General features: G+C 69.3%; 21 protein-coding genes. 9 read left to right on the plus strand and 12 right to left on the minus strand.

Annotation, left to right across the window (positions count from 1 at the left end):
• Positions 1-4: 4 nt before the first annotated feature.
• Genes BJY22_RS09465 through BJY22_RS09490 form a run of 6 tightly spaced genes read right to left on the minus strand, consistent with a single transcriptional unit; the run spans position 5 to position 6,790 of the window.
• The gene (locus BJY22_RS09465) at positions 5-1,282 is read right to left on the minus strand and encodes a tetratricopeptide repeat protein (protein WP_167205358.1); all 1,278 of its coding nucleotides are present in this window, start codon (positions 1,280-1,282) and stop codon (positions 5-7) included.
• A complete protein-coding gene (locus BJY22_RS09470) occupies positions 1,279-3,051 on the minus strand; it encodes an ABC transporter permease subunit (protein ID WP_167205360.1) in 1,773 nt (590 codons plus the stop codon). Before BJY22_RS09470 ends, BJY22_RS09465 begins: the two co-directional genes overlap by 4 nt.
• On the minus strand, positions 3,051-4,298 hold the full coding sequence (locus BJY22_RS09475; RefSeq protein WP_167205362.1) for an ABC transporter substrate-binding protein: 1,248 nt from the start codon (positions 4,296-4,298) through the stop codon (positions 3,051-3,053). Before BJY22_RS09475 ends, BJY22_RS09470 begins: the two co-directional genes overlap by 1 nt.
• Entirely contained in the window at positions 4,288-4,839 is a 552-nt protein-coding gene (locus BJY22_RS09480) for an ATP-binding cassette domain-containing protein (protein ID WP_167205364.1), read from the minus strand. The genes BJY22_RS09475 and BJY22_RS09480 overlap by 11 nt, the downstream gene beginning before the upstream one ends.
• A gap of 51 nt (positions 4,840-4,890) precedes the next feature.
• Positions 4,891-5,586 carry a methyltransferase domain-containing protein gene (locus tag BJY22_RS09485; protein WP_167205366.1) on the minus strand — a complete coding sequence of 232 codons (696 nt, stop codon included), beginning with the start codon at positions 5,584-5,586 and terminating at the stop codon, positions 4,891-4,893.
• 4 nt (positions 5,587-5,590) lie between these two features.
• Positions 5,591-6,790: an MFS transporter gene (locus tag BJY22_RS09490; RefSeq protein ID WP_337758429.1), complete on the minus strand. Its 1,200-nt coding sequence runs from the start codon at positions 6,788-6,790 to the stop codon at positions 5,591-5,593.
• A 143-nt stretch (positions 6,791-6,933) separates the two neighbouring features.
• Here BJY22_RS09490 and BJY22_RS09495 point away from each other — a divergent pair, with 143 nt between their 5' ends.
• Together BJY22_RS09495 and BJY22_RS09500 are read left to right on the plus strand one after the other, a co-directional pair.
• Complete coding sequence (locus BJY22_RS09495) at positions 6,934-8,358, plus strand: beta-N-acetylhexosaminidase (RefSeq protein WP_167205370.1); 1,425 nt, start codon at positions 6,934-6,936, stop codon at positions 8,356-8,358.
• Between the two features lie 42 nt (positions 8,359-8,400).
• A complete protein-coding gene (locus tag BJY22_RS09500) occupies positions 8,401-9,873 on the plus strand; it encodes a WS/DGAT/MGAT family O-acyltransferase (protein WP_167205372.1) in 1,473 nt (490 codons plus the stop codon).
• On the opposite strand, the gene BJY22_RS09505 is transcribed toward BJY22_RS09500, so the two are convergent.
• Both BJY22_RS09505 and BJY22_RS09510 read right to left on the minus strand, forming a co-directional pair.
• Positions 9,870-10,502 (minus strand): VOC family protein, encoded by a 633-nt coding sequence (locus BJY22_RS09505; RefSeq protein ID WP_167205374.1) that lies wholly within the window; start codon positions 10,500-10,502, stop codon positions 9,870-9,872. The two genes, BJY22_RS09500 and BJY22_RS09505, sit on opposite strands and share 4 nt — an antisense overlap.
• Positions 10,503-10,557: 55 nt before the next feature.
• On the minus strand, positions 10,558-11,298 hold the full coding sequence (locus BJY22_RS09510) for a DUF3109 family protein (RefSeq protein WP_167205376.1): 741 nt from the start codon (positions 11,296-11,298) through the stop codon (positions 10,558-10,560).
• Positions 11,299-11,408: 110 nt separating this feature from the next.
• On the opposite strand from BJY22_RS09510, the gene BJY22_RS09515 reads away from it, so the two are divergent.
• The 7 genes from BJY22_RS09515 to BJY22_RS09545 all read left to right on the plus strand — a co-directional run bounded on the left by BJY22_RS09515 (position 11,409) and on the right by BJY22_RS09545 (position 18,710).
• On the plus strand, positions 11,409-12,341 hold the full coding sequence (locus BJY22_RS09515; protein ID WP_167205377.1) for a Ppx/GppA family phosphatase: 933 nt from the start codon (positions 11,409-11,411) through the stop codon (positions 12,339-12,341).
• Positions 12,342-12,345: 4 nt separating this feature from the next.
• The gene (locus tag BJY22_RS09520; RefSeq protein ID WP_167205379.1) at positions 12,346-13,203 is read left to right on the plus strand and encodes a sugar phosphate isomerase/epimerase family protein; all 858 of its coding nucleotides are present in this window, start codon (positions 12,346-12,348) and stop codon (positions 13,201-13,203) included.
• Positions 13,200-13,790 carry a TetR/AcrR family transcriptional regulator gene (locus tag BJY22_RS09525; RefSeq protein WP_337758432.1) on the plus strand — a complete coding sequence of 197 codons (591 nt, stop codon included), beginning with the start codon at positions 13,200-13,202 and terminating at the stop codon, positions 13,788-13,790. Before BJY22_RS09520 ends, BJY22_RS09525 begins: the two co-directional genes overlap by 4 nt.
• Positions 13,790-14,359: an HD domain-containing protein gene (locus BJY22_RS09530; RefSeq protein ID WP_167205381.1), complete on the plus strand. Its 570-nt coding sequence runs from the start codon at positions 13,790-13,792 to the stop codon at positions 14,357-14,359. The genes BJY22_RS09525 and BJY22_RS09530 overlap by 1 nt, the downstream gene beginning before the upstream one ends.
• Positions 14,360-14,403: 44 nt before the next feature.
• Positions 14,404-15,126: an ABC transporter ATP-binding protein gene (locus BJY22_RS09535; protein WP_167205384.1), complete on the plus strand. Its 723-nt coding sequence runs from the start codon at positions 14,404-14,406 to the stop codon at positions 15,124-15,126.
• 8 nt (positions 15,127-15,134) lie between these two features.
• The gene (locus BJY22_RS09540; RefSeq protein ID WP_337758434.1) at positions 15,135-15,860 is read left to right on the plus strand and encodes an ABC transporter permease; all 726 of its coding nucleotides are present in this window, start codon (positions 15,135-15,137) and stop codon (positions 15,858-15,860) included.
• Positions 15,861-16,712: 852 nt separating this feature from the next.
• Entirely contained in the window at positions 16,713-18,710 is a 1,998-nt protein-coding gene (locus BJY22_RS09545; protein ID WP_167205387.1) for a DUF222 domain-containing protein, read from the plus strand.
• Positions 18,711-19,339: 629 nt separating this feature from the next.
• On the opposite strand, the gene BJY22_RS09550 is transcribed toward BJY22_RS09545, so the two are convergent.
• The 4 genes from BJY22_RS09550 to BJY22_RS09565 form a co-directional block, all read right to left on the minus strand.
• Entirely contained in the window at positions 19,340-20,281 is a 942-nt protein-coding gene (locus tag BJY22_RS09550; protein WP_238350328.1) for a hypothetical protein, read from the minus strand.
• Positions 20,282-20,395: 114 nt separating this feature from the next.
• On the minus strand, positions 20,396-21,430 hold the full coding sequence (locus BJY22_RS09555; RefSeq protein WP_167205389.1) for a hypothetical protein: 1,035 nt from the start codon (positions 21,428-21,430) through the stop codon (positions 20,396-20,398).
• A gap of 11 nt (positions 21,431-21,441) precedes the next feature.
• A complete protein-coding gene (locus tag BJY22_RS09560; RefSeq protein ID WP_167205391.1) occupies positions 21,442-21,951 on the minus strand; it encodes a SigE family RNA polymerase sigma factor in 510 nt (169 codons plus the stop codon).
• A 64-nt stretch (positions 21,952-22,015) separates the two neighbouring features.
• Positions 22,016-23,065, minus strand: coding sequence for a DUF695 domain-containing protein (locus BJY22_RS09565; protein ID WP_167205393.1), 1,050 nt, complete (start codon positions 23,063-23,065; stop codon positions 22,016-22,018).
• Positions 23,066-23,153 lie beyond the last annotated feature (88 nt).

Here is a 23,153-nt window from a genome sequence, read left to right on the forward strand (position 1 = left end):
CAACCTATTTGAGGCCGCCGACAAAACGCCTGAAGGCACGTTTCAGCCAGGTGACCGGAGTACGGCGCGGCGGGTCGTCGTCGACCACCGGCGGTTCGGAGGTCTTGCGCGCGGCGTCGAGGTACCGGGTGAGAATCTCGCTCTCCGAGGTGCGCAGCAGCGCGCTCTGCTCGAGCAACTCGAGTGCGGCGTCCAGGTCGCCGTCCACCACGTGTGCGGAGCCGAGATGCTGCAGACAGCGCGCGTGGCCTTCGCGTTCGTCGATCTCGGCGTACAGGTGGGCGGCGTGCTTCCAGCGACTGATTGCCTCGTGCGGGTTGCGCTGCATCCAGGCGGCTACGCCGATGAGTTCCAGAGCGTGGGCCTCACCGCTCACGTCGCCGGCCGCTTTTGCGCGGGCGTGTGCCGGCCGTAGGTGTTCCAGCGCGCCCTCGGCGTCGTGTTGGTACAGCTGTACGACCGCGAGGTTGACGGAGATCGCTACATCGGCTGCGAGGTCCGGACCGGGACGGAGGAGCCGGGCGTCGTCCAGCCGGTCCCGTGCGTTCAGGACGGCCTCCTCGCGGTCGTTGCCGGCTGGTGCCCGTTCGGCAGTGGCCAGGTGGAGCAGGGCCCGTTCCACCTGGCGTCGCATCTTCAGCGCGGCCGCAGTACGTCCGTTGGTGGCGATGTTGTCCGAGATGCCCAGCCTGGTGCTGGCGGTGTCCAGGTCGCCCAGCATCCGGTACGCCGTTGCTGCCCGGGCTGCTGCGAGTTCGGCGAGGCCACGGCTACCGCATGCCTCCGCTGCGGCGCTCAGGAGGTCGCTGAGTTGAAGCAGCGCGTCCGCGTCGGGCCGACGTACGTACCAGACCTCCAGGGCGTCGCAGATCCGTGCGAAGTCGTCGAGCGACTCGGTCGTGGGCTTCTCGGTCGCGACCAGGCTGCGGAGCCAGTCCTCGTTGAGGGTGAACCATTCTGCAGCGGCCATGCCGCCGGAGCCGGAGCCGAACGCGATCATCCACTGCTCCGCCTCTTCGGCCGCTGCGTGCAGCTCGCTGGTCTCCCGTTGCTTGCGCCGCCGTGCGCGCCGGTAGCGCGAAACCAGTTGCAGCGCCAGGACGACGAGAAGCAGAAAGGTCACGCCGAAGCCGACCCACTTCACGAGGCCACTCTTTCCGTACGTCTCGCCCAGCAGTTGCGAGGTCAGATCGGTGAGGAGTCCGGTGGCGACCGCGCCGGCGGCCAGGGAGATGTCGCGGGTCAGCCCGGTCTGCTGATCCTCCTCCCGCTTGTCGCTCATGGCCGGCTCCCCGTGGTCAGCCCGCGCACCACGGTCCGCCACAACGCCAGCATGAGCACCACTGGTCCTACCGACGCGACCGTGGCCGCAGCCGCGACCGGGCCGCTTGACGTGGAGAACTGTCGCGCCTCACCCCACAGCACCAAGGACAGCGGCGTCGTACCCGGTCCGCTGATCAGGAACCCGACGATGAAGTCGTTCCACACCAGTACGAACTCCACGACCGCAACAGCAACCAGTGCGGGCCGGTAGGTCCGCTGCACAGTCGCCAGTACGGCGCTCTGACGCACTGGACCCTGCAGCGCCTCCGACACCAACGCAGGTGGTGCGGATGCGAAGGCGGATCGCAGCAGGAGAACGGCGAACGGCAGACCAGCTGCCGCATGTACTAGTGCCAGCGCGACCCGCGACCCGGCCAGTCCTGCTGAGTCGATCGCATCTCGCAGCGGAGCGGCGTACATCTGCACGGGCGTCACAGCAAGCACTACGAAGACACCCATCACGATGCGCCCGAGCCGTGTCGGCAGGCCGCCCCAAGCGACCAGGTACGCCGTCGGCACAGCGATCACGAGCAGTACGGCGGTGGCGGCAGCCGCGATGAACAGCGTGGACAGCAACGCCCGCACCAACCCGACGTTCGCCGCCGCGACGAAGGACGAGAACCCGAGTCCCGACGGCGACCACCAACCGCGGAGTCCGGCCTCCCGTGGGGAGTGCAGTGCCGTGGCAACGAGTACTACGGCCGGAAAGATCCACACGAGTGCTACCGCGAACCCGATGAACCAGCCGAGCCGCCGTACCACTCGGCCCGGCTTCGGCCGGCCCAGCGACGGGTCGGGCCGTACGACGGTCACCGGCATGGCCCACCGGCGCCGCCGCAGTCCACGGACACCAATCAGCCCCACCGCCGCGACGATCGCGAACAGGACGACACCGAGCGCCGCCGTACGCCCCGAGTCGCCGCTGGACGTCGTCGCCCGCCACCAGTTCAGCCCCAGTACGTCGGCGGACTGCTGCATGGATCCTGGTACGACGATCAGCACCAGGTCGAACACCCGCACAGCCGCGATGACCAGCGTCAGCGTGACCACACCGGCGATCGGCCCCAGGAGCCGGATCTCCAGTGCCCACAGGCGCCGCCAGCCCTTCACACCCTCGGCCGTGACGGTCCGGGTCAGGTCGTCCGGTATCGCGTCCAGGCCGACGCGGAAGAGCGACACGACGTACCCGAGCCACGTCCAGCCGAACGCGGACATCAGGACCAGCCAGAACAGCCCAGGGCCCAGCCAGACCGGACTGGAGCCGGACAGCTCCGTCCAGACCGCTGTGATCGTGCCGCGCTCAGGTGTGGGGTCGAACATCATCCGGAACGTGGCGCCTGACGCCAGCACCGAAACCGCGAACGGAATCACCAGTGCGGGCTGCAGGACCGTGCTGACCGCAGGGAGCCGATTACTCAACAGAGCAAGGAAGAATCCCACTACCACGGTCCCGAACGCGACCAGGATCCACAGCACACTGTTGACCATGGCGTGCTGTGCGGCGGCGTCGCGGATCACCGCGAAGTTGCCGAGCCCGAACCGGTCATGCGTCGTGAACGCTCTCGTTACGGTCACCCCGATCGGCACCAGGAGCAGGCAGCTCAGCAGCAACGCGGGCAGCCCTAGCAAGTACGGTGCGGCGGGACGGCGTGGCTTGCCCTGCACCGGGCGGCCGGTGATCTCGCGGCCGACGACCTCGAGGGACAGGCCGTTGGTCTGCAGGCCCATCAGCCCTCCTCCAACGTCAGCAGGTCGCTCATCGCCGCATCCGCGGCGGTCCGAACCTTGTCAGGCCGGCCGTCCACCGCGATCAGGAAGTCGGTCAGCACCCGCCACAGGCCATTGATGTCACCCAGCCGGCCAAGCCGGTCGGACAGGTCGAACTGTGGTTGCTCACCAGGCTTCACGAGCTGCTCGGCGAGCCGGGTGAGCTCGGGGGAGTACCCGGTCGTCCGCCCGTCGACCAGGAACCCGCCCTCGGAGATCCACGGATCCGGCGCGGTCGGTGCGGCGAGCCGGCGTACCAGATCACGGGCGTTGTCCGAGGTGGGCTTCGTCAGGACCATCACGTCGCCCCCCACCACCACAGGCGCCGCGGCCCCTGCCGACATCTGCGGGAAGGTGAAAAGGCCTATATCGTTGGGATCCGCGGCGAACGAGCGCACCACCGGCTCCGCGAAGTCGGATGCGAGCACCATCGCTGCCTTGCGATGCCCGAACACCTCCACCAGTGCGTCCGGGAACTGCTGCACGAGTGACGTCTTCACCCCACCTGCCAGGACGCCAGGCGCTGACCACAGCTGTCCGAGCAGCCGGAGCGCGGCACCGAACTGCGGCTGCTCCGACGGACGCGGGCTCGTCGCTGCCGCGAGCGCTGTGTACACGGACGGCGCGATCCCGAGCAGGACGTTCTCCAGGAAGTCGGTCAGCACCCAGCCGTCACCTGCGGCCAGCGACAGCGGTGTTACGCCCGCTTGGGTCAGCGTCCGGTTCAACGCCAGCCACTCCGCCCAGTGCTGCGGCGGTTGTACGTCGGCCTGCCGGAACGCAGAGGGGCGGTACCAGACAGCCGACTTGTGCGCTGTCTTGAACGGCACGCCGTACGTCGTCCCGTTGTGGACCAACAGGTCCTTCCACAGACGTGCCTGGCCCAGCGGCCCTATGTCGTTCGGCATCGGCTCCAGGTCTTGCAGATGCCGTGGGACAAGCCCTGGCTGCGGCAGCATGAGGATGTCCGGCCGCCGATCGGAGCGGGCGCCGAAGGCGGTGGAGATGTCGTCGCCGAGCGGTACGACCTCGACCGGGTAGCTCAACGTCCCCAGGCCGGTCAGGACCTTGTGGAACGCGCGCAGTTCCTGGCCGCTCCAGCTGACGGCCACACGCACCGCACGGCGTAGTCCGAGCACGTCACTCGAACAGCCGGCCAGCATGAGTGTGCCCGCCGTCCCCAGGAACGCTCGTCGACTAGTGAGCATCGTCGAATCCGGTAGTACGTGTCGTGCTGGTCGTGATGAGTAGCAGTGCCACCGAGGCGAGGTCAGGATTCGGGCGGATCGAGAGGAGCGATCCCCAGGTCGGCAGGCCGCTCGCGTCCTCCAGCACGATCGCCCGTGGATAGGCGCCGAGTGCCCGGGCCACTCCGGCCAGACGGCGACGGCCCGGGGTGATCTCGTACGGGTAGCGGTTCAGGACGTCCTCGAGACCACAGCCAACAGCCTGGACCCTGCCCTGTTCGCGGGCCGCCCGTTTGGTGATGGCCCGCGTTGTGCGGTGGCCGTGCATGACGTTGCCGAGCACAGTGAGATTGGGGAGCAGCCCGCCCTCGGCCGGGACGAGCCGGACCGGCCCGCCGGCCAGCACGATCGCACCGGGCGGCGGGGCTTCCAAGCCGGTCACGATGTCGGCCAGCCGGCGACGGTCGGCGGCCTGCGGAACCACGACCGCACGCTGCTCACCGACGTCGATCCGAAGCCGCCCTGGCAGCCCCGGCACGTGATCGAGCAGCAGTCCGTCCATCCCAAGAACCCTATGGGGACCGGAGGTTCGTCCGCAGACGACAGAGTGTCGTCAGAAGGTCTTGCTCCACAGGTTGATCGCGTAGTCGACCTCGACGCCGGTGTGCGAGGCAAGGATCCGCCGCGCGTCCTTCGGGGTGAACTCGATCTTCACCACCGCCTCCAGGTCGGCGCGGCTCTCGAACCGCCAGCCCATGTCCAGCGGCGTCCGGTGCCAGCCCCGGTCGGTCCAGAACCGCTCCACCTCGGGCGCCTTGATCATCGGGTACGACGCACTGAACCACTGCCCGAACGTCGACCGGCTCCCGTCGTTGTCGATCACGAACGCGGTCCCGCCGCGCCGCATCACCCGGTCCAGCTCGGCCAGCCCGGGTTCGCATCCCGGCCCGAAGAAGTACGCCCACCGCGCGTGCATCACGTCGACCGACGAGTCCGGCACCGGCAGGCGTTGCGCCGTACCCTGCCGTACTTCGACGTTCGGCAAGGCACGGGTACGTCGCTGTGCTGCCTCCGCCAGCGCGCCGTGCGGCTCGACGCCGATCACCTGTCCGGCCGTCGCTGCGAACATCGGCAGGTGGAACCCGGTCCCGCACCCGATGTCCAGCACTGTCGCGCCGGTCCAGTCCCGGATCGCCCGCATAGCCGGCTCGATCACACCGTTCGGGTCCACCGCCCGGTTCTCGATCTCGTACACCTTGGGGTGGTGCCAGATGTTCGGGCTCGGGATCCCGCCGTCGGTGATGCTCACACCGCTAGACCTTAACGACTGCCTGCTTGGTCGTTGCGGCGAGCAGCGCTGCCGGAATCAGCAGGATGCCGCAGCAGACCGCCAGCCAGTGGAAACCGAAGTAGGCCAGCACCGGTCCCGCAGCTGTGCCCGAAAGGGAAGCCAGGATGCCCATGGTGAGATCGGACAGACCCTGCGCCGACGTACGGATGCCGTCCGGGACGGATTGGGACAGCAGCGCGGACCCGGCGACCAGACAGGCGGACCAACCGAGGCCCAGCGTGAACAGCGCGAGTCCTGTGAGGGTGTGCGCGTCGTCCGGCGCCACGGCGGCCAGTGTCATCGCGACGGCCAGGATGCCGAGGCCGATGCCGATGGTCGGGATCCGGCCGAGCCGGTCGGCCAGCCAGCCGGTCAGCGGGGACAGTGCGTACATGCCGGCCACGTGACCGCTGATGACGAAACCGACGATGGTCAGCGAGGCGCCGTGGTGCCGCAGATGCACCGCGGTCATCGACATGACGCCGACCATCACCGCGTGGGCCGTGGCGATCGCCAGCAGCCCGAGGCGTGCATGCGGGATCCTCACGACCTGACGGAACGTCTCGGCCAGCGGCTGGCGTTCCACCTTGCCCGGCCGTACCTGGCTGCGCATGCCGAGCCAGACCGTGACCGCGCTCAGGCCGAAAGCGACGACCGAGAACACGTACGGACCGGCCAGCGAGAGGAAGCCCAGCGACGTGCCGACCGTGCCGCCGACGCCGGTCAGGTTCGGGCCGACGATCACGCCGATCGTGGTGGCCCAGACGACGATGGCGAGCGACCGCGCGATGCGGCTCGGGTCGGCGGCGTCGGTCGCGGCGTACCTGGACTGCAGGTTCGAGGCCGAGCCGCTGCCGAACAGGCAGCCCGCCAGGAGGAGAAGTGCGAGCGACCCGGCCTGTGCGGCGACGATGGTCAGTGCCGCGCCGGCGCAGGCGATCAGATAGCCCGTCGCCAGCGACACCCGTCGGCCACGGGAACGCGCAAGACCGGCCAGCGGTACGGCGAGAACGGCCGCGCCGAGCGTGGTCGAGGTGGCCACCAGACCGGCCATCGACGTCGACCCGGAGACGTTCTCCGCGAGCAGCGCGGCGACCGCGAATCCACTGGCCGTCGCGACTCCGCCGAGCGCATTGCTCGCCACCAGAACCCGCAGCGTCGTCCGCTGTCGCTCGCTTGTCACGAGCAAACCCTCTCATGAACCTGACGCAGAAGGCAGCTGCGTTTCGGTTGCGCACCACTGCTCTCGGTAGTCGACTTCCGCGCATTTCCACGCGCTTATAGGATCGTTCCGACGTAACTCACACCGCGCCTCCTGGAGTCCGGATGTCCGACATCGCGATCGTCCCTGCCCCGCGTGAACTCACCCTGCACGAGGGCCGGTGGATCACGGCCGACCCGGTCGGTGAGGCCGTCCGGGACGTGGTCGAGAACCTCGACGCGACGGAGTACCGCATCGAGATCACCACCGAGGGCGCGCGGCTGACGGCCGGCTCCGAGGACGCGCTCCGGCACGCGGAGACGACGTACGCCCAGCTGGTCGAGTCGGCCGAAGACGTCGAGGACGGGAAGGTCGCCGTACCGCTGGCGCACGTCGCCGACGCGCCGCGGTTCGGCTGGCGCGGGATGATGCTGGACGTCGCGCGGCACTTCATGCCCAAGGACTTCGTCCTCAAGATCATCGACGTGCTCGCGCTGCACCGGCTGAACGTGCTGCACTTCCACCTCACCGACGACCAGGGCTGGCGGGTCGAGATCGAGGCGTACCCGAGGCTCACCGAGGTCGGCGCGTGGCGGGCCGAGACCATGGTCGGCAAGATGTCGCACGGCCAGACGGAGTTCGAGTACGACGGCACGCGGCACGGCGGGTTCTACACCAAGGACGAGCTCCGCGAGATCGTCGCGTACGCCGCGGAGCGTGGGATCACCGTCGTCCCCGAGATCGACCTGCCCGGGCACATGCAGGCCGCGATCGCGGCGTACCCGGAGCTGGGGAACCACCCGGACCAGCAGCTGACCGTCCGGCAGTACTGGGGGATCAGCGACGACGTGCTGAACGTGAACGACGCAACGGTCGAGTTCGTGAAGACCGTGCTGCGCGAGGTGCTGGAGATCTTCCCGTCGCAGTATGTCCACCTCGGTGGCGACGAGTGCCCGTCGGTGCAGTGGGCGGAGTCGGAGGAGGCGCGGAAGCGGCAGGCGGAGCTCGGGCTGGACGAGCCGGGTCAGCTGCAGGGCTGGTTCACGGCGCAGGTCGCGGAGGTGCTGGCCGAGGAGGGGCGCCGGCTGGTCGGCTGGGACGAGATGGTCGAGACCGACTGCCCGAAGGACGCGGTCATCATGGCGTGGCGGAGCGCGCAGCGCGGCGTGGTCGCGGCCAAGGCCGGGCACGAGGTCGTGATGGCGCCGTGCGAGTCGGTGTACTTCGACTACTACCAGGGCGACCCGGAGACCGAGCCGCTGGCGATCGGCGGCAACATCCCGCTCGAGAAGGTGTACGACTTCGATCCGATCCCGGCGGGGCTGACCGACGAGGAGAAGGCGCTGATCGTCGGGACGCAGTGCCAGATCTGGACCGAGTACATGGAGGGCCCGGAGCAGGTCGGCTACATGCTGCTCCCGCGCCTGTCCGCCTTCGCCGAACGCGCATGGGGCTCCCCGAAGGTCTCGTACGACGAGTTCCTCGCCCGCCTCCGCCCGCACCTGTCCCGGATCGAGAAGCTCGGCATCAACTACCGCCCGCTCGACTGACGGGGGTGGACGGCCCGCCCACGCCTGACCAAAGATGAGGTCATGAGCGTGGTGGGGCCGCTGGATGCGATGTTCCTGGGTGGTGAGAGCCGGGAACAGCCGATGCACGTCGGTGGGCTGATGTTGTTCGAGCTTCCGGAAGGGGCCGGGCGGGACCACGTGTTCCCGGAACGCTCACGCGACTACGTTTCGCGGCTGTACGACGAACTCGTGGCGGCGCCGCGGGTGAACCCGCTGTTCGCGCGGCGGGTGCGCAACCGGCTGCCGGACCTCGGCTACTGGTCGTGGGAACAGGACGACGAGATCGATCTCGAGTACCACGTCCGGCTGTCCGCGCTGCCTCGCCCGGGGCGGTACCGCGAGCTGTTCGAGCTGACCAGCCGTCTGCACGGGACGCTGCTCGACCGGCACCGCCCGCTGTGGGAGATGCACCTGATCGAGGGCGTCGAGGGCCGCCGGTTCGCGATCTACAGCAAGATTCACCACTCGATGATCGACGGCGTCACAGCCTTGCGGTGGATGCAGGAGACGCTCACCACCGACTCCACCCGGACGAACATGCCCGCGACCTTCGCGCTGCCAGGCGGGGCGTCGGGAGCGGGGGCCGCCGGGGCCGCCGGGGCCGGGCTCGGCGGGATACCGACCGCGGCGGAACTGCTTGCGGCCATCGGCCGCGTTCCTGGGCGGACGTTCGGCTCCGCCGTGCACGCTGTAGGTGGTGCCGGGCGGTTGCTGGCCGAGCTGGCCGGGCTGCCTCCGGCCGGGTTGAAGAGCCTGCTGCACTCGACGATGCCGTTCCAGGCGCCGCGGACGATCCTCAACCAGCCGGTGACCGGGGCACGCCGGTTCGCGGCGCAGTCGTGGCCGATCGAGCGGCTGGAGAAGGTCCGGGCGATCACCGGCGCGACGCTCAACGACGTACTGCTGGCGATGTGTTCAGGGGCCCTGCGCAACTATCTGCTCGAGCTGAACGCGCTGCCTGACAAGGCGTTGACGGCCATGGTGCCGGTGTCGCTGCGTACGACTGACAGTGGACCGGGCAGTGGCCCGGGCGGCGGCAATTCGCTGGCCACGCTGATCGCCGACCTCGCCACCGACGAGGCCGACCCGGAGAAGCGCATCCGCCGGATCATGGCGTCCACCACTCAGGCCAAGAGCGTCCTGTCCGGCCTCAGCCCGCTGCAGAACCTGATCGTCGGCGCCCTCGGCTTCGGCGTCGCCGGACCCGCCGCGGTCCTTCCCGGCGTGGCCGGCCGTACGACGCCGCCGTACAACGTCGTGATCTCGAACGTCCCCGGCCCCACCGAGAGCCCGCTCTACTGGAACGGCTCCCGCCTGCTGGGCCTCTACCCCGCGAGCATCGTCCTCAACGGTCAGGCCCTCAACATCAGCGTCACCAGCTATGCCCACCAGCTGCACTTCGGCCTGATCGGCTGCCGCCGGACCGTCCCGCATCTGCAGCACATGCTCACCCACCTCGAGACCTCCTTGACGGAGCTCGAGAACCTCCATTAGATCCGGACGGCGCCGTTCGGGGTGTTGAAGACGGCGGCCACCAGGCCGGGCTGGCCGTTGGGGCCTGCCCACGTGACCTCGAGGTCGTCGAGCAGGTGGTCGGCGGGGTGGCCGATCCAGTCGGTGACCCGGTGCGGGTCGCCGGCGATCTCGAGCCCGGTCAGTTTGATGTCCTTGCCGCCGATCGACGGGTGCTCGGACAGGTCGTCCCAGTGCACGAAGAACGGCAGCTGCGGGTCGGCGATCAGGCCCTTCACGCCGATCTGCCGCCAGGTCAGGTTCACCCCGTCGGGGCGGTGCCGGTTGCCGGGGACCGCTTGCCGGCCGAGGCGCTTCTCCATCCCCTCCATGTCGCGGACCGCCACCACCCAGCCGAGCCAGCCACCGCCCAGCTCCTTGCGGGCGCGGACCGCCTGACCGAACGGCGCCTTGTCCGACGCCGGGTGGTCGAGGACGTCGACCACCTCGATGTAGCGGTCGTTCTCCAGCGGGAGGACGTGGTTCACCGTGCCGAAGCGCGGGTGCACCCCGCCGTCCACGAACTCCGCCCCGAGCTGCTCCGAGAGCCGCTCGAGCGTGGCCGCGCAGCCATCCGGTCCGCACGCGTACGACAGATGATCCAGACGCATGCCTGCCATTGTTGCGCCCCGCACCGACAGTTGACAGCCAGGGTGTGTCGCGGGCCTACTTCGAGGCCGGATGCGGCAGCAGGGGCCGCGCGGCTTCCAGGTGCTGGCGGCAGAGGTCCGCGAGTACGTCGTACGCCTTGAGACCCATCAGCGTCTGCAGCTCGACCTTGCTGGACTCGAACACCGGCTCGACGCCGATGTGCGCCTCGGTGTTGCCGGTGCAGTACCAGTCGAGGTCGTGCCCGCCCGGTCCCCAGCCGCGCCGGTCGTACTCCTGGATCCCGACCTCGGTGTACGTCGTACCGTCCGGCCGCTCCACCTCGCGGAACGTCCGCCGGATCGGCAGCTGCCAGCAGACGTCCGGCTTGGTCTCGACGAAATGGACGCCGCGCTTCAGCGCCAGCCCGTGCAGCGCGCAGCCGGCGCCGCCGGGGAAGCCAGGCCGGTTCAGGAAGATGCAGGCGCCGTCCCAGACCCGGGTCTTGCGCTCGCCCTCGTCGTCGGTCTCGACCCAGCCGTTGGTGCGACCCTCCTTGCGGAACTGCCAGTCGTCCTTGCCGAGCTCCTTGACGTAGCGCTTGACGCGCTTCTCGTCGTCGGCGTCGGAGAAGTGCGCACCGAGGGTGCAGCAGCCGTCGTTCGGACGGCCCTTGTAGATCCCCTGGCAACCACCGCCGAAGATGCAGGTCCAGTTGGACGTCAGCCAGGTCAGGTCGCAGCGGAAGACCTGGTCGGGGTCGTCGGGGTCGACGAACTCGACCCAGGCACGGGGGAAGTCGAGCGAAACCTCAGGCACTTGGAAAGCGTACGCGCCACAACACCGTCACCGTGAACGGCGGGCCGGATCTGCGCGGTCTCGGTCATGGTAAATGGCCGGTCCGGTTCGGAGTCCAGTAGCGTGAGGGTATGCGGCTCGGCGTACTCGACGTGGGATCCAACACCGTCCACCTGCTCGTGGTGGACGCGCATCGTGGTGCCGCGCCGCTGCCGGCGTACTCGCACAAGACCGAGCTGCGGCTGGCCGAGCACCTGGACAAGGACGGCAAGATCGACCAGTCCGGCGCCGACGGGCTGGTCGCCTTCACCAAGGAAGCGGTCGAGCTCGCCGAGGACAAGGGCTGCGAGTCGGTGCTGTCGTTCGCCACGTCAGCGCTGCGCGAGGCGCCGAACGGCGAGAAGGTGCTGGAGCGGGTCAAGAAGGAAACCGGCATCATGCTCGAGGTGCTCAGCGGCGAGGACGAGGCCCGGCTGACGTTCCTCGCCGTACGGCGGTGGTTCGGCTGGTCCTCGGGCCGCCTGGCGGTGTTCGACATCGGCGGCGGCTCGCTGGAGATCGCCGCGGGGTCGGACGAGCAGCCGACCGTGGCGGTGTCGGTGCCGCTCGGCGCGGGCCGGCTGACCCGCGAAGGGCTGACCGCGGACCCGCCGGACAAGGACGAGGTCAAGGCGCTGCGCCGCCGGATCCGCCTGGAGATGGCCGCGGTCGCGGGTCCGGTACTGCGGGCCGGCCGGCCGCAGCGTTCCGTCGCCAGCAGCAAGACGTTCCGTTCGCTGGCCCGGATCACCGGAGCGGCACCGTCCGCCGACGGACCGTACGTACCGCGCACGCTGAACCGGGACGACCTGAACGAGTGGATCCCGAAGCTCATCAAGATGTCGGCCGCCGAGCGGGCCTCGCTGCCCGGGGTCTCGGCCGGACGCGCGTCCCAGCTGACCGCCGGCGCGCTGGTTGCCGACGCCGTGATGGACCTCTTCGACCTGCCCGCGCTCGAGGTCTGCCCGTGGGCACTGCGCGAGGGTGTCATCCTGTCCCGGCTCGACCAGCTGCAACCCCGGTGAACCGATGACCTCCCGTACGACCGCCAAGATCGGCCTGTCCACCGCCTCGGTCTATCCCGAGTCGACCGCCAGCGGCTTCGAGCTGGCCGCCCGGCTCGGGTACGACGGTGTCGAGGTGATGATCGGGATCGACCCGCTGAGTACTCAGATCGACGCGATCCAGCGACTGATCGACTACCACCAGCTTCCGGTGCTCGCGCTCCACGCGCCGACCCTGCTGATCATGCAGCGCGTCTGGGGGACAGACCCGTGGAGCAAGCTCGAGCGCAGCGCCGAGGCCGCGAAGGAGCTGGGCGCCGACGTGGTCGTCGTCCATCCGCCGTTCCGCTGGCAGCGGGACTACGCGCGCGGGTTCGTCGAGGGGATCGCCCGGCTGGAGGCCGAGACCGGCGTGACGCTGGCGGTGGAGAACATGTACCCGTGGCGCGCGCCCGGCCGTGACCTGCAGGCGTACGCGCCGAGCTGGGACCCGACCGAGCAGAGCTACGCGCACACCACCCTCGACCTGTCGCACTCCTCGACCGCCGGGCAGGACTGCGTCGAGCTGGCCGCGACGATGGGCGAGAGCCTCACCCATGTGCACCTGACCGACGGCACCGGCTCCGCGAAGGACGAGCACCTCGTGCCCGGCCGCGGGACCCAGCGCGCCGCGGACCTGCTGTCGGGGCTCGCGAGACAGGACTTCCGCGGTCACATCATCATCGAGATCAACACCCGGCGGGCCACCTCGCGCTCGGAGCGGGAGGTCGACCTCGTCGAGTCGCTCGAGTTCACCCGCAAGCATTTCGTCCGGACGACCGCCGCACGTCGTACGTCGTTCGCGGTCACCCCGGAGGGGGAGATCTCGGAGCTGACTCCGTGACCGTGTCCCGCCGTACGCCGGGACGCCGTCCGGGGGGACCGGACACCCGCGGTGAGATCCTGCGGGCGGCCCGGGAATCCTTTGCGGACAAGGGATTCGCGGCCACGTCGATCCGCGCGGTCGCGCGCCAGGCCGGCGTCGACGCGGCGCTCGTGCACCACTACTTCGGCAGCAAGGACGAGCTGTTCATCGAGGCGATGGCCCTGCCACTGGACCCGCGGGTCGTGGCCGCGCGGATCCTCGACGGTACCCGCGAGGACCTCGGACGGCGGATCGTCGCCGTCTTCCTCGGCGTCTGGGAGTCGGACGAGGGGCAGCAGCGGATGAAGGCGATGCTGCGCAGTGTCGTGACCAGCGACGAGGTCGCGCGGCTGATGCGCGAGGGGATGACGCGGATGATCCTCGAGCCCGTCTCGCAGTTCCTCGAGCCCCCCGACGCCAAGCTGCGGGTGGGGCTGATCGCCAGTCACATGATCGGAGTCGCGCTCACGCGGTACGTGGTCGAACTGGAACCGGTCGCCGCCGCCGACCTGGAGACTCTCGTCGACCGGATCTCGCCGGCGATCCAGCAGTACGTGACCGGCTGATGGAGATCCCGACCGACGCCGAGATCCGTGCATTGCACCGGGAGTACGCGCCGAGCCGCGAGGCGTTCGAAATCGTCCACGAGCACTGCCGGCTGGTGTGTTCGCTGGCCGAGCAGTTCTTCGCCCGCCTCGACCTCGACACCGACCTGGTCCGCGCCGGCGCGCTACTGCACGACATCGGGGTTTACCGCCTGGAGTCGTCACCGTACGTGCGGCACGGAGTACTCGGGCACTCGTTGTTGGCGTCGCTCGGTTTCCCGGTCGAGATCTGCCGGTTCGCGTCCTGTCACACGGGCGTCGGGATCACGCGGGACGACGTACTGCGTCAGTCGCTGCCGATCCCGGTCGACGACTACGTGCCGCGGACGCCGGAGGAGGAGCTGGTCCTGTACGCCGACAAGTTCCACAGCAAGCGCACGCCGCCGGTGTTCCTGTCGGGTGACACGTATGCCCGTGAGGTCGCGCGGTTCGGGGCGGAGAAGGTGGTGCGCTTCGGTGCGCTGCGGGAGCGGTACGGCGATCCTTCGCTGGGCGCGTTGAGCGAAACCACGGGGTACGCCGTCGTCTGAATCCGGCTGTTGCACATCGGGTATCGCCGCGCTAAATTCATCATATGATGAAAAACGCGGTGAGCTGCCATGACGTCGTCGTGGTGCGCGGCGACCGGGAGGTCCTGCACGGGGTCGGGTTCGACCTCCGGGCCGGGACGGTGACCGGCTTGCTCGGGCCGTCCGGCTGCGGCAAGACGACGCTGATCCGCGCCATCGTCGGCCTGCAGGCGCGGGTGACCGGTGACGTCTCGGTCCTCGGGCTGCCGGCCGGTGCAACGAAGCTGCGCGGCCGGATCGGCTACGTGACGCAGGAGCCCAGTGTGTACGGCGATCTCACCGTCACCGAGAACCTGCGCTTCTTCGCGGCTGTCCTCGGGGTCCCGTCGTCCGACGTGGAGCGGGTGGTCGACGCGGTCGACCTCGCGTCGCACGCGGACGACCGGGTCGACGAGCTGTCCGGCGGTCAGCGGTCCCGTGCGTCGCTGGCGGCCGCACTCCTCGGCAGTCCGGAGCTCCTGGTGTTGGACGAACCAACGGTCGGACTGGATCCGGTGCTGCGTCGCGACCTGTGGAACCTCTTCCACGAGCTCGCCGACGCCGGTGCGACGTTGCTCGTGTCGAGCCACGTGATGGACGAGGCGTCCCGCTGCGACCGTCTGTTGCTGATGCGCGACGGGGAGCTCCTCGCCGACGACACACCACAGGACCTGCTGCTGTCAGCAGGGACCGACGACCTCGAGAAGGCGTTCCTCACGCTGATCGAACGGAAGGCTGGTGCGCGATGACACCGCGCGTGACGTTTGCCGTAGCAGCTCGGGTGCTGGCCCAGTTGCGGCGGGACCACCGGACGGTGGCGATGCTGATCGTGCTGCCGGCGCTGCTGGTCAGCCTGATGTGGTGGATGTTCAACGACTCGCCCATGGTCTTCGACCGCATCGGCGGGCCGCTGCTGGCGGTGTTCCCGTCGATCATCATGTTCGTGGTCACCTCGGTCGCGACGCTGCGCGAGCGGTCGACCGGCACGCTGTCCCGGCTGTTCACGATGCCGATGGGCAAGCTGGACTTCTTGCTCGGGTACGCGCTGGCGTTCGCACTGATCGCTGTTGTGCAGGCGGTGGTGGTTGTCTCGATCGCCTTGTATCTCTTGGATCTGGACATCCAGGGCGCGGCGTGGCAGTTGGGTGTGGTCGCCGTACTCGATGGTGTGCTCGGTACGGCGCTCGGTCTGTTCGCCAGCGCTTTCGCAGCCACGGAGTTCCAGGCTGTGCAGATGATGCCGGCCGTGATGATTCCGCAGATCCTGCTGTGCGGCTTGCTCGTCCCACGCGAGCAACTGCCGACGGTCCTGCAGGCGATCAGCGACGTACTGCCACTGTCCTATGCAGTAGACGCCGTGCTGGGGGTTGCCAAAGGCAACGGCTTCACTACTGGCACAGGAGGCGACACGTTGGTCGTAGCCGGCTTCATCCTCGCGGCTCTCGGCCTAGGCGCAGCAACCCTAAAACGCCGCACCGCCTGAGCTGACTAAGTTGTGGTTGACCCGCGCGGTGCTTCGCGCGGCTCGTTCCTCGCCGTGCTGCGCGCTGCTCCCGCCCGCCCGTGCGACTGCCATGTCCTGCGGCTGTGGGGTTCTGCGCAGGTCATCGCCTCGTGATCGGTCCTGCCTGGGAGGGGTTGTGGTTGACCCGCGCGGTGCTTCGCGCGGCTCGTTCCTCGCCGTGCTGCGCGCCGCTCCCGCCCGCCCGTGCGACTGCCATGTCCTGCGGCTGTGGGGTTCTGCGCAGGTCATCGCCTCGTGATCGGTCCTGCCTGGAAGCGGTTGTGGTTGAACCCGCGCGGTGCTTCGCGCGGCTCGTTCCTCGCCGTGCTGCGCGCCGCTCCCACCCGCCCGTGCGACTGCCATGTGCTGCGGCCGACGGTTCCTCGTTGGTCATCGGCCCGGGGGTTGGCCTGCTTGGAAGGGGTTGTGGTTGACCCACCCGGTGCTTCGCGCGGCTCGTTCCTCGCCGTGCTGCGCGCCGCTCCCACCCACCCGTGCGACCGCCCCGCTCTGCGGCCAACGGTTCCTCGCAGATCATCGCCCCGCGGCCGGCCTTCCTGGACGCGCTGTGGTTCGCCCACGCGGTGCCCTCACCGCCGATTTGTCCGCTGAGCGCTGACAGCGCGCCTTCGAACGACCGATGGCAGCGTTGGCTGCTCCACTGCACCCGCGTCCGCCGCTGTAGTCGCATCCATGTCATCGTGCTTCTGAAGCACATTCAACGGGTTGGCCCAACACGCAGAGGAACCGATCGGAGATTCGCCTTAAATAGAAGAGGTTCCGGCGTCTGTGGATTTGGCCGTGATCGTTTCGTGACATACAATAGAACACATGTTCGAGACTGGTCTGGAGGAGCTCAGCGACCGTGACCTGCTGGCCGCGGCCGCCGAGTACGCCCAGGATCAAGAACACGCCGCGGTAGGGATCCTGCGGGCCGCGCTGGCCTTCGCCGACCGCAACGCCGTGCTGGAAGACCACGAGCCGCTGCCGGGGTGTGAGCGGCTGGTGGTGTACGGCGGTGAGGGCTGTCCGGGGGTGGCCGAGTTCGCGCCGGTCGAGTTCGGTGCCGTGATCGGCATCTCCAGCGGCGCCGCCGCCGCACTGATCGGGGAAGCGCTGGCGCTGCGGCACCGGCTCCCGCGGGTCTGGGCCGCGGTGCTGTCCGGACACGCGGTCAGCTGGCGGGCCCGCAAGATCGCCCACGCCTGCCTCACCCTGTCCCTGGACGCGGCCGCGATCGTGGACCGCCGAGTCGCCGGGATCGTGAACACCCTCACCCCGGGCAGACTGAGGTCCATCGTCACCGCCGCGGTCTGGGAAGCCGACCCCGACCAGGCCCGCGCGGCCGCCGAAGCCGCGGCCAAGTCCCGGGGGGTGTTTGTCGCCCAGTCCGACGAGCACGGCACCAAACGGATCTTGATCCGTGCCGCGTCCGGCGCCGCGATCCGCTTCGACGCCACCATCGAAGACCTCGCCTGGGCGCTAGCCGTGCTGGGCGACACCGACCCCCTCGACCAGCGCCGCGCCGAAGCCGTCGACTGGATCGCCGACCCCGCTGCCGCCCAACAACTCCTCAACACCGCCCGCGACCTCGCCCACACCCAAACCACACCCACGCCCACCGACAGGTCCGATACCGCCGATACCGCCGACACGCCCGGCACCGCCATGTCGTCCGATGCTTCCCCTGTAGCAGAAGAGTTTCGGCAAGAGGCGTCGGGAGCCACGCCGGACGGCGTCGAGGAAACCGGCAGGGATCGAGTCGGCTATCGCGCAGCAGAAGGCAGCGGAGGTAACTGGGGTGGCGGCCGGTGGGACGATGGCTGTGGTGACGGTTGGGAGGGCCGCGGCGGGATGGCCGGGCCTAAGTGCCACGATGCCCCGACACGCAGCCGTGACGCCGCCCGAGACCCACGCGCCGGCGACATCGCCGCGACACCCCCGGCCGACCGCAACCACCGCCCGGCCAGCCACTCCGCCAGCCACTCCGCCACCGACTGCGCCACCGACTGCGCCGATGACCTAGTCGATGACCTGGCCAACGATCCGTCCGGCGAGCCGTTCGACGGCGGGGTCTCCACGCCGGTCGACGGCGTGGTCGGCAGTGACGCCGATGGTGATGCGGATCGCGATGCCCGGTTCACGCGACGGGTCCTGGCGGGCACGCTGCAGGCCCGCCTGGCCGCCATCAAGCGCGACGCCTACCGCCACGGTCTCGGCGCGGGCAGTGATGGACGGAGCCGGCGGAACCGGCACACCCTGTACGTCCACCTCACCGACAAGACCCTTGCCACCGGCAACGGCGTACTCCGCGTCGAGGAACTCGGACCGATGCTCGCAAGCCAACTGACCGAGCTGCTCGGACACGACCAGGTTGTCGTCAAGCCAGTGATCGATCTGCACGATCAGGTCAGTGTTCACAGCTACGAGATCCCGGATCGGATCCGTGAACGCGTCCGGCTCCGCCATCCCGTCGACATGTTCCCCTACGGCACCGCCGAGGCCACCGTCTCGATGGACCAAGACCACATCACGCCGTACAAACACTCCAAGATCGGACCACCCGGCCGCACCGGCTCACGCGATCGCACCGGCCCACCCGAGCCATCGGGCCGACCTGGTCGAACAGGCCCGCCGGGCAAGCCGGGGCAGACCAGCGTCGACAACCTCATACCGCACAGCCGGCTCCACCACCGCGCGAAAACCTTCGGCGGCTGGCGTAACCGGCGCCTGCCCAGCGGCGGCATCGAATGGATCAGCCCCCACGGATTCCGCTTCATCGTCGACCACACCGGTACGCACCCGATCTCACCGGCGCCCGGCCCGTAGCTGAGCCGCGTCCCGCAGGTCGAGGTCCGCTCGTGGTGATCGACCGTGGCGACCGACGACGCGTGTAGTGGGGCAAAGCCCAAGCCCAACCCCCACGATCATCGTGGATTAGCTCGCGCCTCGCCGGCCGCGGGTGCTGGGTCTTGAAACGGGCCCGATGCGAGGGTGCGCGCGACTGCCGCGGATGGACGATCGGAGCCTTGCTGGTGCCGAATCGGGAGACCGGAAGGCGCGGGCAGTGCCGCAGTACGACCACAAGGCGATGGGCACACGAAGGTCGATACCGCCGACGAGACGCTAGGTCCCCATCTCCCAGCAGGCCCTCGGCGAGCTCGAACGCACAGCTCGAATGAGCACGTCAAGAGAGCGTCCGGACCTAAGGTCGGGGGAGAGCGGCGCCCAGCACGGCAGGGACAAGTCGCAGGGAAAGCCGATTGGGGCGACGCAAGCGTGGCCAGTCCCACGGGCGGGTGTGTCGACGCACAGTACGCCGAGTCGCGCCGGTGGGTGGGAGCATGGCGAGCTGCGAGTCGCCTGGGCTCGCCGTGGGTTTGCGCGCTCCTGCGCTCAGCTGCCGTGCGATGGAGGGAACTGGCGCGCACTGTGGGGAATGCGCGCCAGACCCTGTGTCACTCGCCGAACAGCCAGTCCGATTTCACCGGCGGGGCCCAGCGGAAGTAGCTCGGGTCGGCGAAGGTGCCGGGGACCTTGCCGTGGCCGGTGATCGACGTCTTCGCGCCGTCCGCGTGGCCGAAGGTGTAGAGGTACGCCGACTTGGTGTCCTTGTCGATGCCTGCGACAACAGTCCCGTAGTTGCCGCACGCCCCGGCGACGAGCGTCTCGAACCCTTGCCAGGTCGCCGCCCGGACCTTCGTGACGACCGGCTTCATCGCCGTGTTGACCGGGATCCGGATGGTGTAGAGCGCGCCGCCGCGGGTGTTCGCGAGGAACGTGTCGTACGCCGCGGCCTTGCTGATCAGCGTCATCGACTTCACCGCGGAGAACCCGGGCGCCGACCCGTACGACTTCCAGCTGCCGTTGTCTCCGACGACCCAGCGGAACAGTACGCCGTCCGCTCGCAGGGCGTACTCGTAGTTCCGCGGGTGCGTCGGGTTGTCGTTGAACACCGACGTCTCGTGGTCGACGAACTTGCTCCACCCGCCGCCGATCCGGGCCAGCTCCGACGACGTCACCTTGCCGGCCTTGTCGAGTTCGATCCAGTGCTGATACATCGTGTCCCCGAGCACCACCCGCCCGGACCGCAGGCTGCCGGTCGCCGTCGGTTGCGTGATGAACGAGCCGCTCATCCGTACCGCGCCGTCGGTGTAGAGGTTCGGTACGACGGCCCGCGCGCCCGCGGTCGGCGGCTTGGCCCCCGTCAGCCGCTGCGTCGTCTGGTCACCCCCGGCGGTCACCGACCCCAGATTCAGGCCGCAGTACGCCGTACTCGCCCCCGCCCCCGTCGTACTCGCGGTCGCCTGGCCAACCCCCGCGCCAACTCCCGCGCCCAGCCCAGCGCTCAACCCGGCGGCCAGCGCGATCACACTCAGCCCTGCTCGCAGTCGCTTCATATTTCCCCCTCCGCAGATGTGCTCTTGCCGAGGTGTTGGACCGGCGACGGACCTGTTTGGTTGGGTAACGAATTGGTCCTGCCCCGAGGTCTCCGGGGCAGGACCAATTCGATATCAGCGCTGGACGACCTTCACGACCTTGCCACGCTTGTCGTACGCCGTGATCGTGGGCGGATTCTTCACGGTGCTGTGATCGGCCTTGCTCACGTAGGTGAGGGCGAACCAGCCGTCGGTGACCGGCACCACGTGGGCCGGGTCGCTGCCCATCTGCAACTTGACCGTCGTGGCGTTGGACGCCACCCGTCCCCAGCCGGTGAAGAAGTAGTTCTTCGTGCACGAGCGTTCCGGGCAGAAGCCGCCGCCACCGCCCCCGCCGGCGAACAGGTCCGCGTGCTTCGAACCCTTCCCGGCCGAGGTGACAGGGTCGTTCTCGTCGAGTGAGCCCAAGGTCAGGAACTGGGAGTTGTTGAACTCCTGCCCGCTGACCGGCAGGGCCGCATCGAGCTGACAGGCGATCGCTTTCCGGCCGGTCGGCGAGACCGCGATCAGCATCGTCGTCCGCAGCCGCGTCGACCGGTCGACCGCCACGACGTGCCACTTGGTCAGGTCGACCCAGGCCTGGACCGAACAGTTCCGCAGTTGCCCCGCGGCCGTCGTCGGCATCGGATCCCTCTTGGCGGCGGCGATCAGCGCGGCCGACGGCTTGTCCCCTCCGGGGACGATGCACACCGCGAAGTCGCCCCTCGACGAGTACGTCGCCGAACGTCCGGACCAATAGGTGCCGGATCGCGGCAACGACTTGCCCTTGTGCACCGGGTACCGCAGGTCGCAGCGGCGGGTGGCCTCTTCCGCCGTGAGTTTCTGCCCAGCCGACTCCTCTCCGCGGGGAACACCAGGAACCGGCTCGAAGAGCGAGTTGTCGCCACCTGCAACCGGCAGCGGCTCTGTGCTCGTCCCGAGATTCGGCAGGAAGCTCGCGGCGAGTGCGATCGCAGCGACGCCGGCAAGCGCTCCGCCGGCGCCCAGCAGCCGGCGGCGCCGGAGGCCGCGGCGGCCGCGGGCCAGTAGTTGTGCGGTGTCGATCGGGTCCTGTTGCTCGGCTTCGGCCAGCCGGTGCAGTTCCTCGGCGACCGTGCGTACGTCATCCATGGTGTTCTCCTTCACAGCGCCTGGCACTTGGGCTGCGCCCGGTCGATGGCCTGTCGGAGAGTTTCGAGGCCGCGCGCCGACTGGCTCTTCACGGTGCCTTCGGAGCATCCGAGGATCTCCGCGGTCTGCTCGACCGAGAGGTCCTCGTAGTACCTCAGCACCACACAGGCGCGTTGCCGCGGCCCGAGCGCACGAAGGGCCTCGAGTACGACGTCCCGCTCGGCGTGCCCGGCCGCGAAGTCGTCGCGTCCGGGTGAGTCCGGTACCTCGGCGATCGAGACCTCGCGCCGCCAGGGCCGTCGCCCGCCGTCGTGCGCCGCGTTGACCACCATGCGGCGCGCATAGGCGAACGGGTTCCCGACCCGCTGGACCTTCGGCCAGGCGAGGTACAGCTTGTACAGCGCGTCCTGGACGGCGTCATCCGCCTTGTGCCGGTCTCCGCACACCAGGAAGGCCGTCCGCCGCAGCGATGGACTCGCCACCTCCACGAACTCGGCAAACGCCCGGTCCCGCTCCACCATCCGCGCCTCCACTCTCCATGTCCCCCTCAAGACGAAAATCTCTGCCCGCGGGGTTGCATCCGGATCAGCCGGCGAGGTGGGCGACGTTGTGCCAGGCGGGGTCGGGCGCGGTGGTGACGGTGACCTTGCCGTGCGGCCACCCGGTGGTGGCGGCCTGGAGTTGGGCGTCGGCGGGCGTCGTGCCGTCGATGTAGTAGTGCAGGATGCGGGTGCCGGCGGAGGTCTCGTGGGCCAGAAGGTTGCCGGAGCCGCCCAGTCGATCGGTCAGGTGGTCCTCGAACGCCCGCAGTTCGTCGAGCATCTCTGCCTCGGGCAGCCCGTCCTCCCGTACGACGGGGTACCGGATCGACACGGCGACGTGGGTGTCGAGGTGCGGCCGGCGGATCGAGCGCAGCGGGTACTCCGCGGTCGCGATCACCCGCTGCCCGTCGCGCGTGCCTTCCAGCATCTTCCAGGCGGGGCTGCCGTCCTCGAGCGTGTGCTCGGCCGCGAACCCGGCCACTGCCGGCAACAACTCCATGACGGGTACGGCGCCGGACGGGGCCTCCGGCAGCGTGTCGATCGCGCCGACCCACGTCTCCACCATCTCCTCGCCGAGCACCAGGTCGAGGATCAGGAACGTCATCCGCCGCTGCACGTCCACCGACAGCGACGCGAACGCCGGATGGTGCACGCCGACGTGCACCGAGGCCGCGTCCGGTTCGATCGACACCACCGACTCGTCGATCGCGACCGGGGGCAGCCCGTCGAACGAGATCGTCACGGCGGGCCCGGGCCGGCGCAGGTCGGCGTACTCCCAGGTCCGGTCGGACGGCGGGGCGCCGCGCAGCCAGCGCCGGGCGACCGCGCGCTGGTCCGGGTTGCCGGCGGCGGTGACGATCAGCACGTGCTCGGCGTGCAGCCCGGGGCCGAGCTCCCACTCCAGGTCGGGGTGGATGCGCGCGATCCGCTCGCTCAGCTCCTCGTTCGCGGCGGCGGGTTCGCGGCGGGCGACGGCGTCCGCGACGGTGCCGGCGCCGGTACTGGACCACCAGGACCAGAACGCGCCGATCGGGTCGGCCTCCACGGCGCTCCGGCGGCGACGCTTGAGAGTGGGCCGCTTGAAGATGGGCATGTGCGCATCCTCCAGCATCCAGGGGTGCGACGATCGAACCAGTGCGGCTGCTGGTGTGGCCTCGGCCACACGATTAGGAGCGCCCGAA

Origin of the sequence: Kribbella shirazensis (assembly GCF_011761605.1) — a bacterium.
Taxonomy (GTDB): Bacteria; Actinomycetota; Actinomycetes; order Propionibacteriales; family Kribbellaceae; genus Kribbella; species Kribbella shirazensis.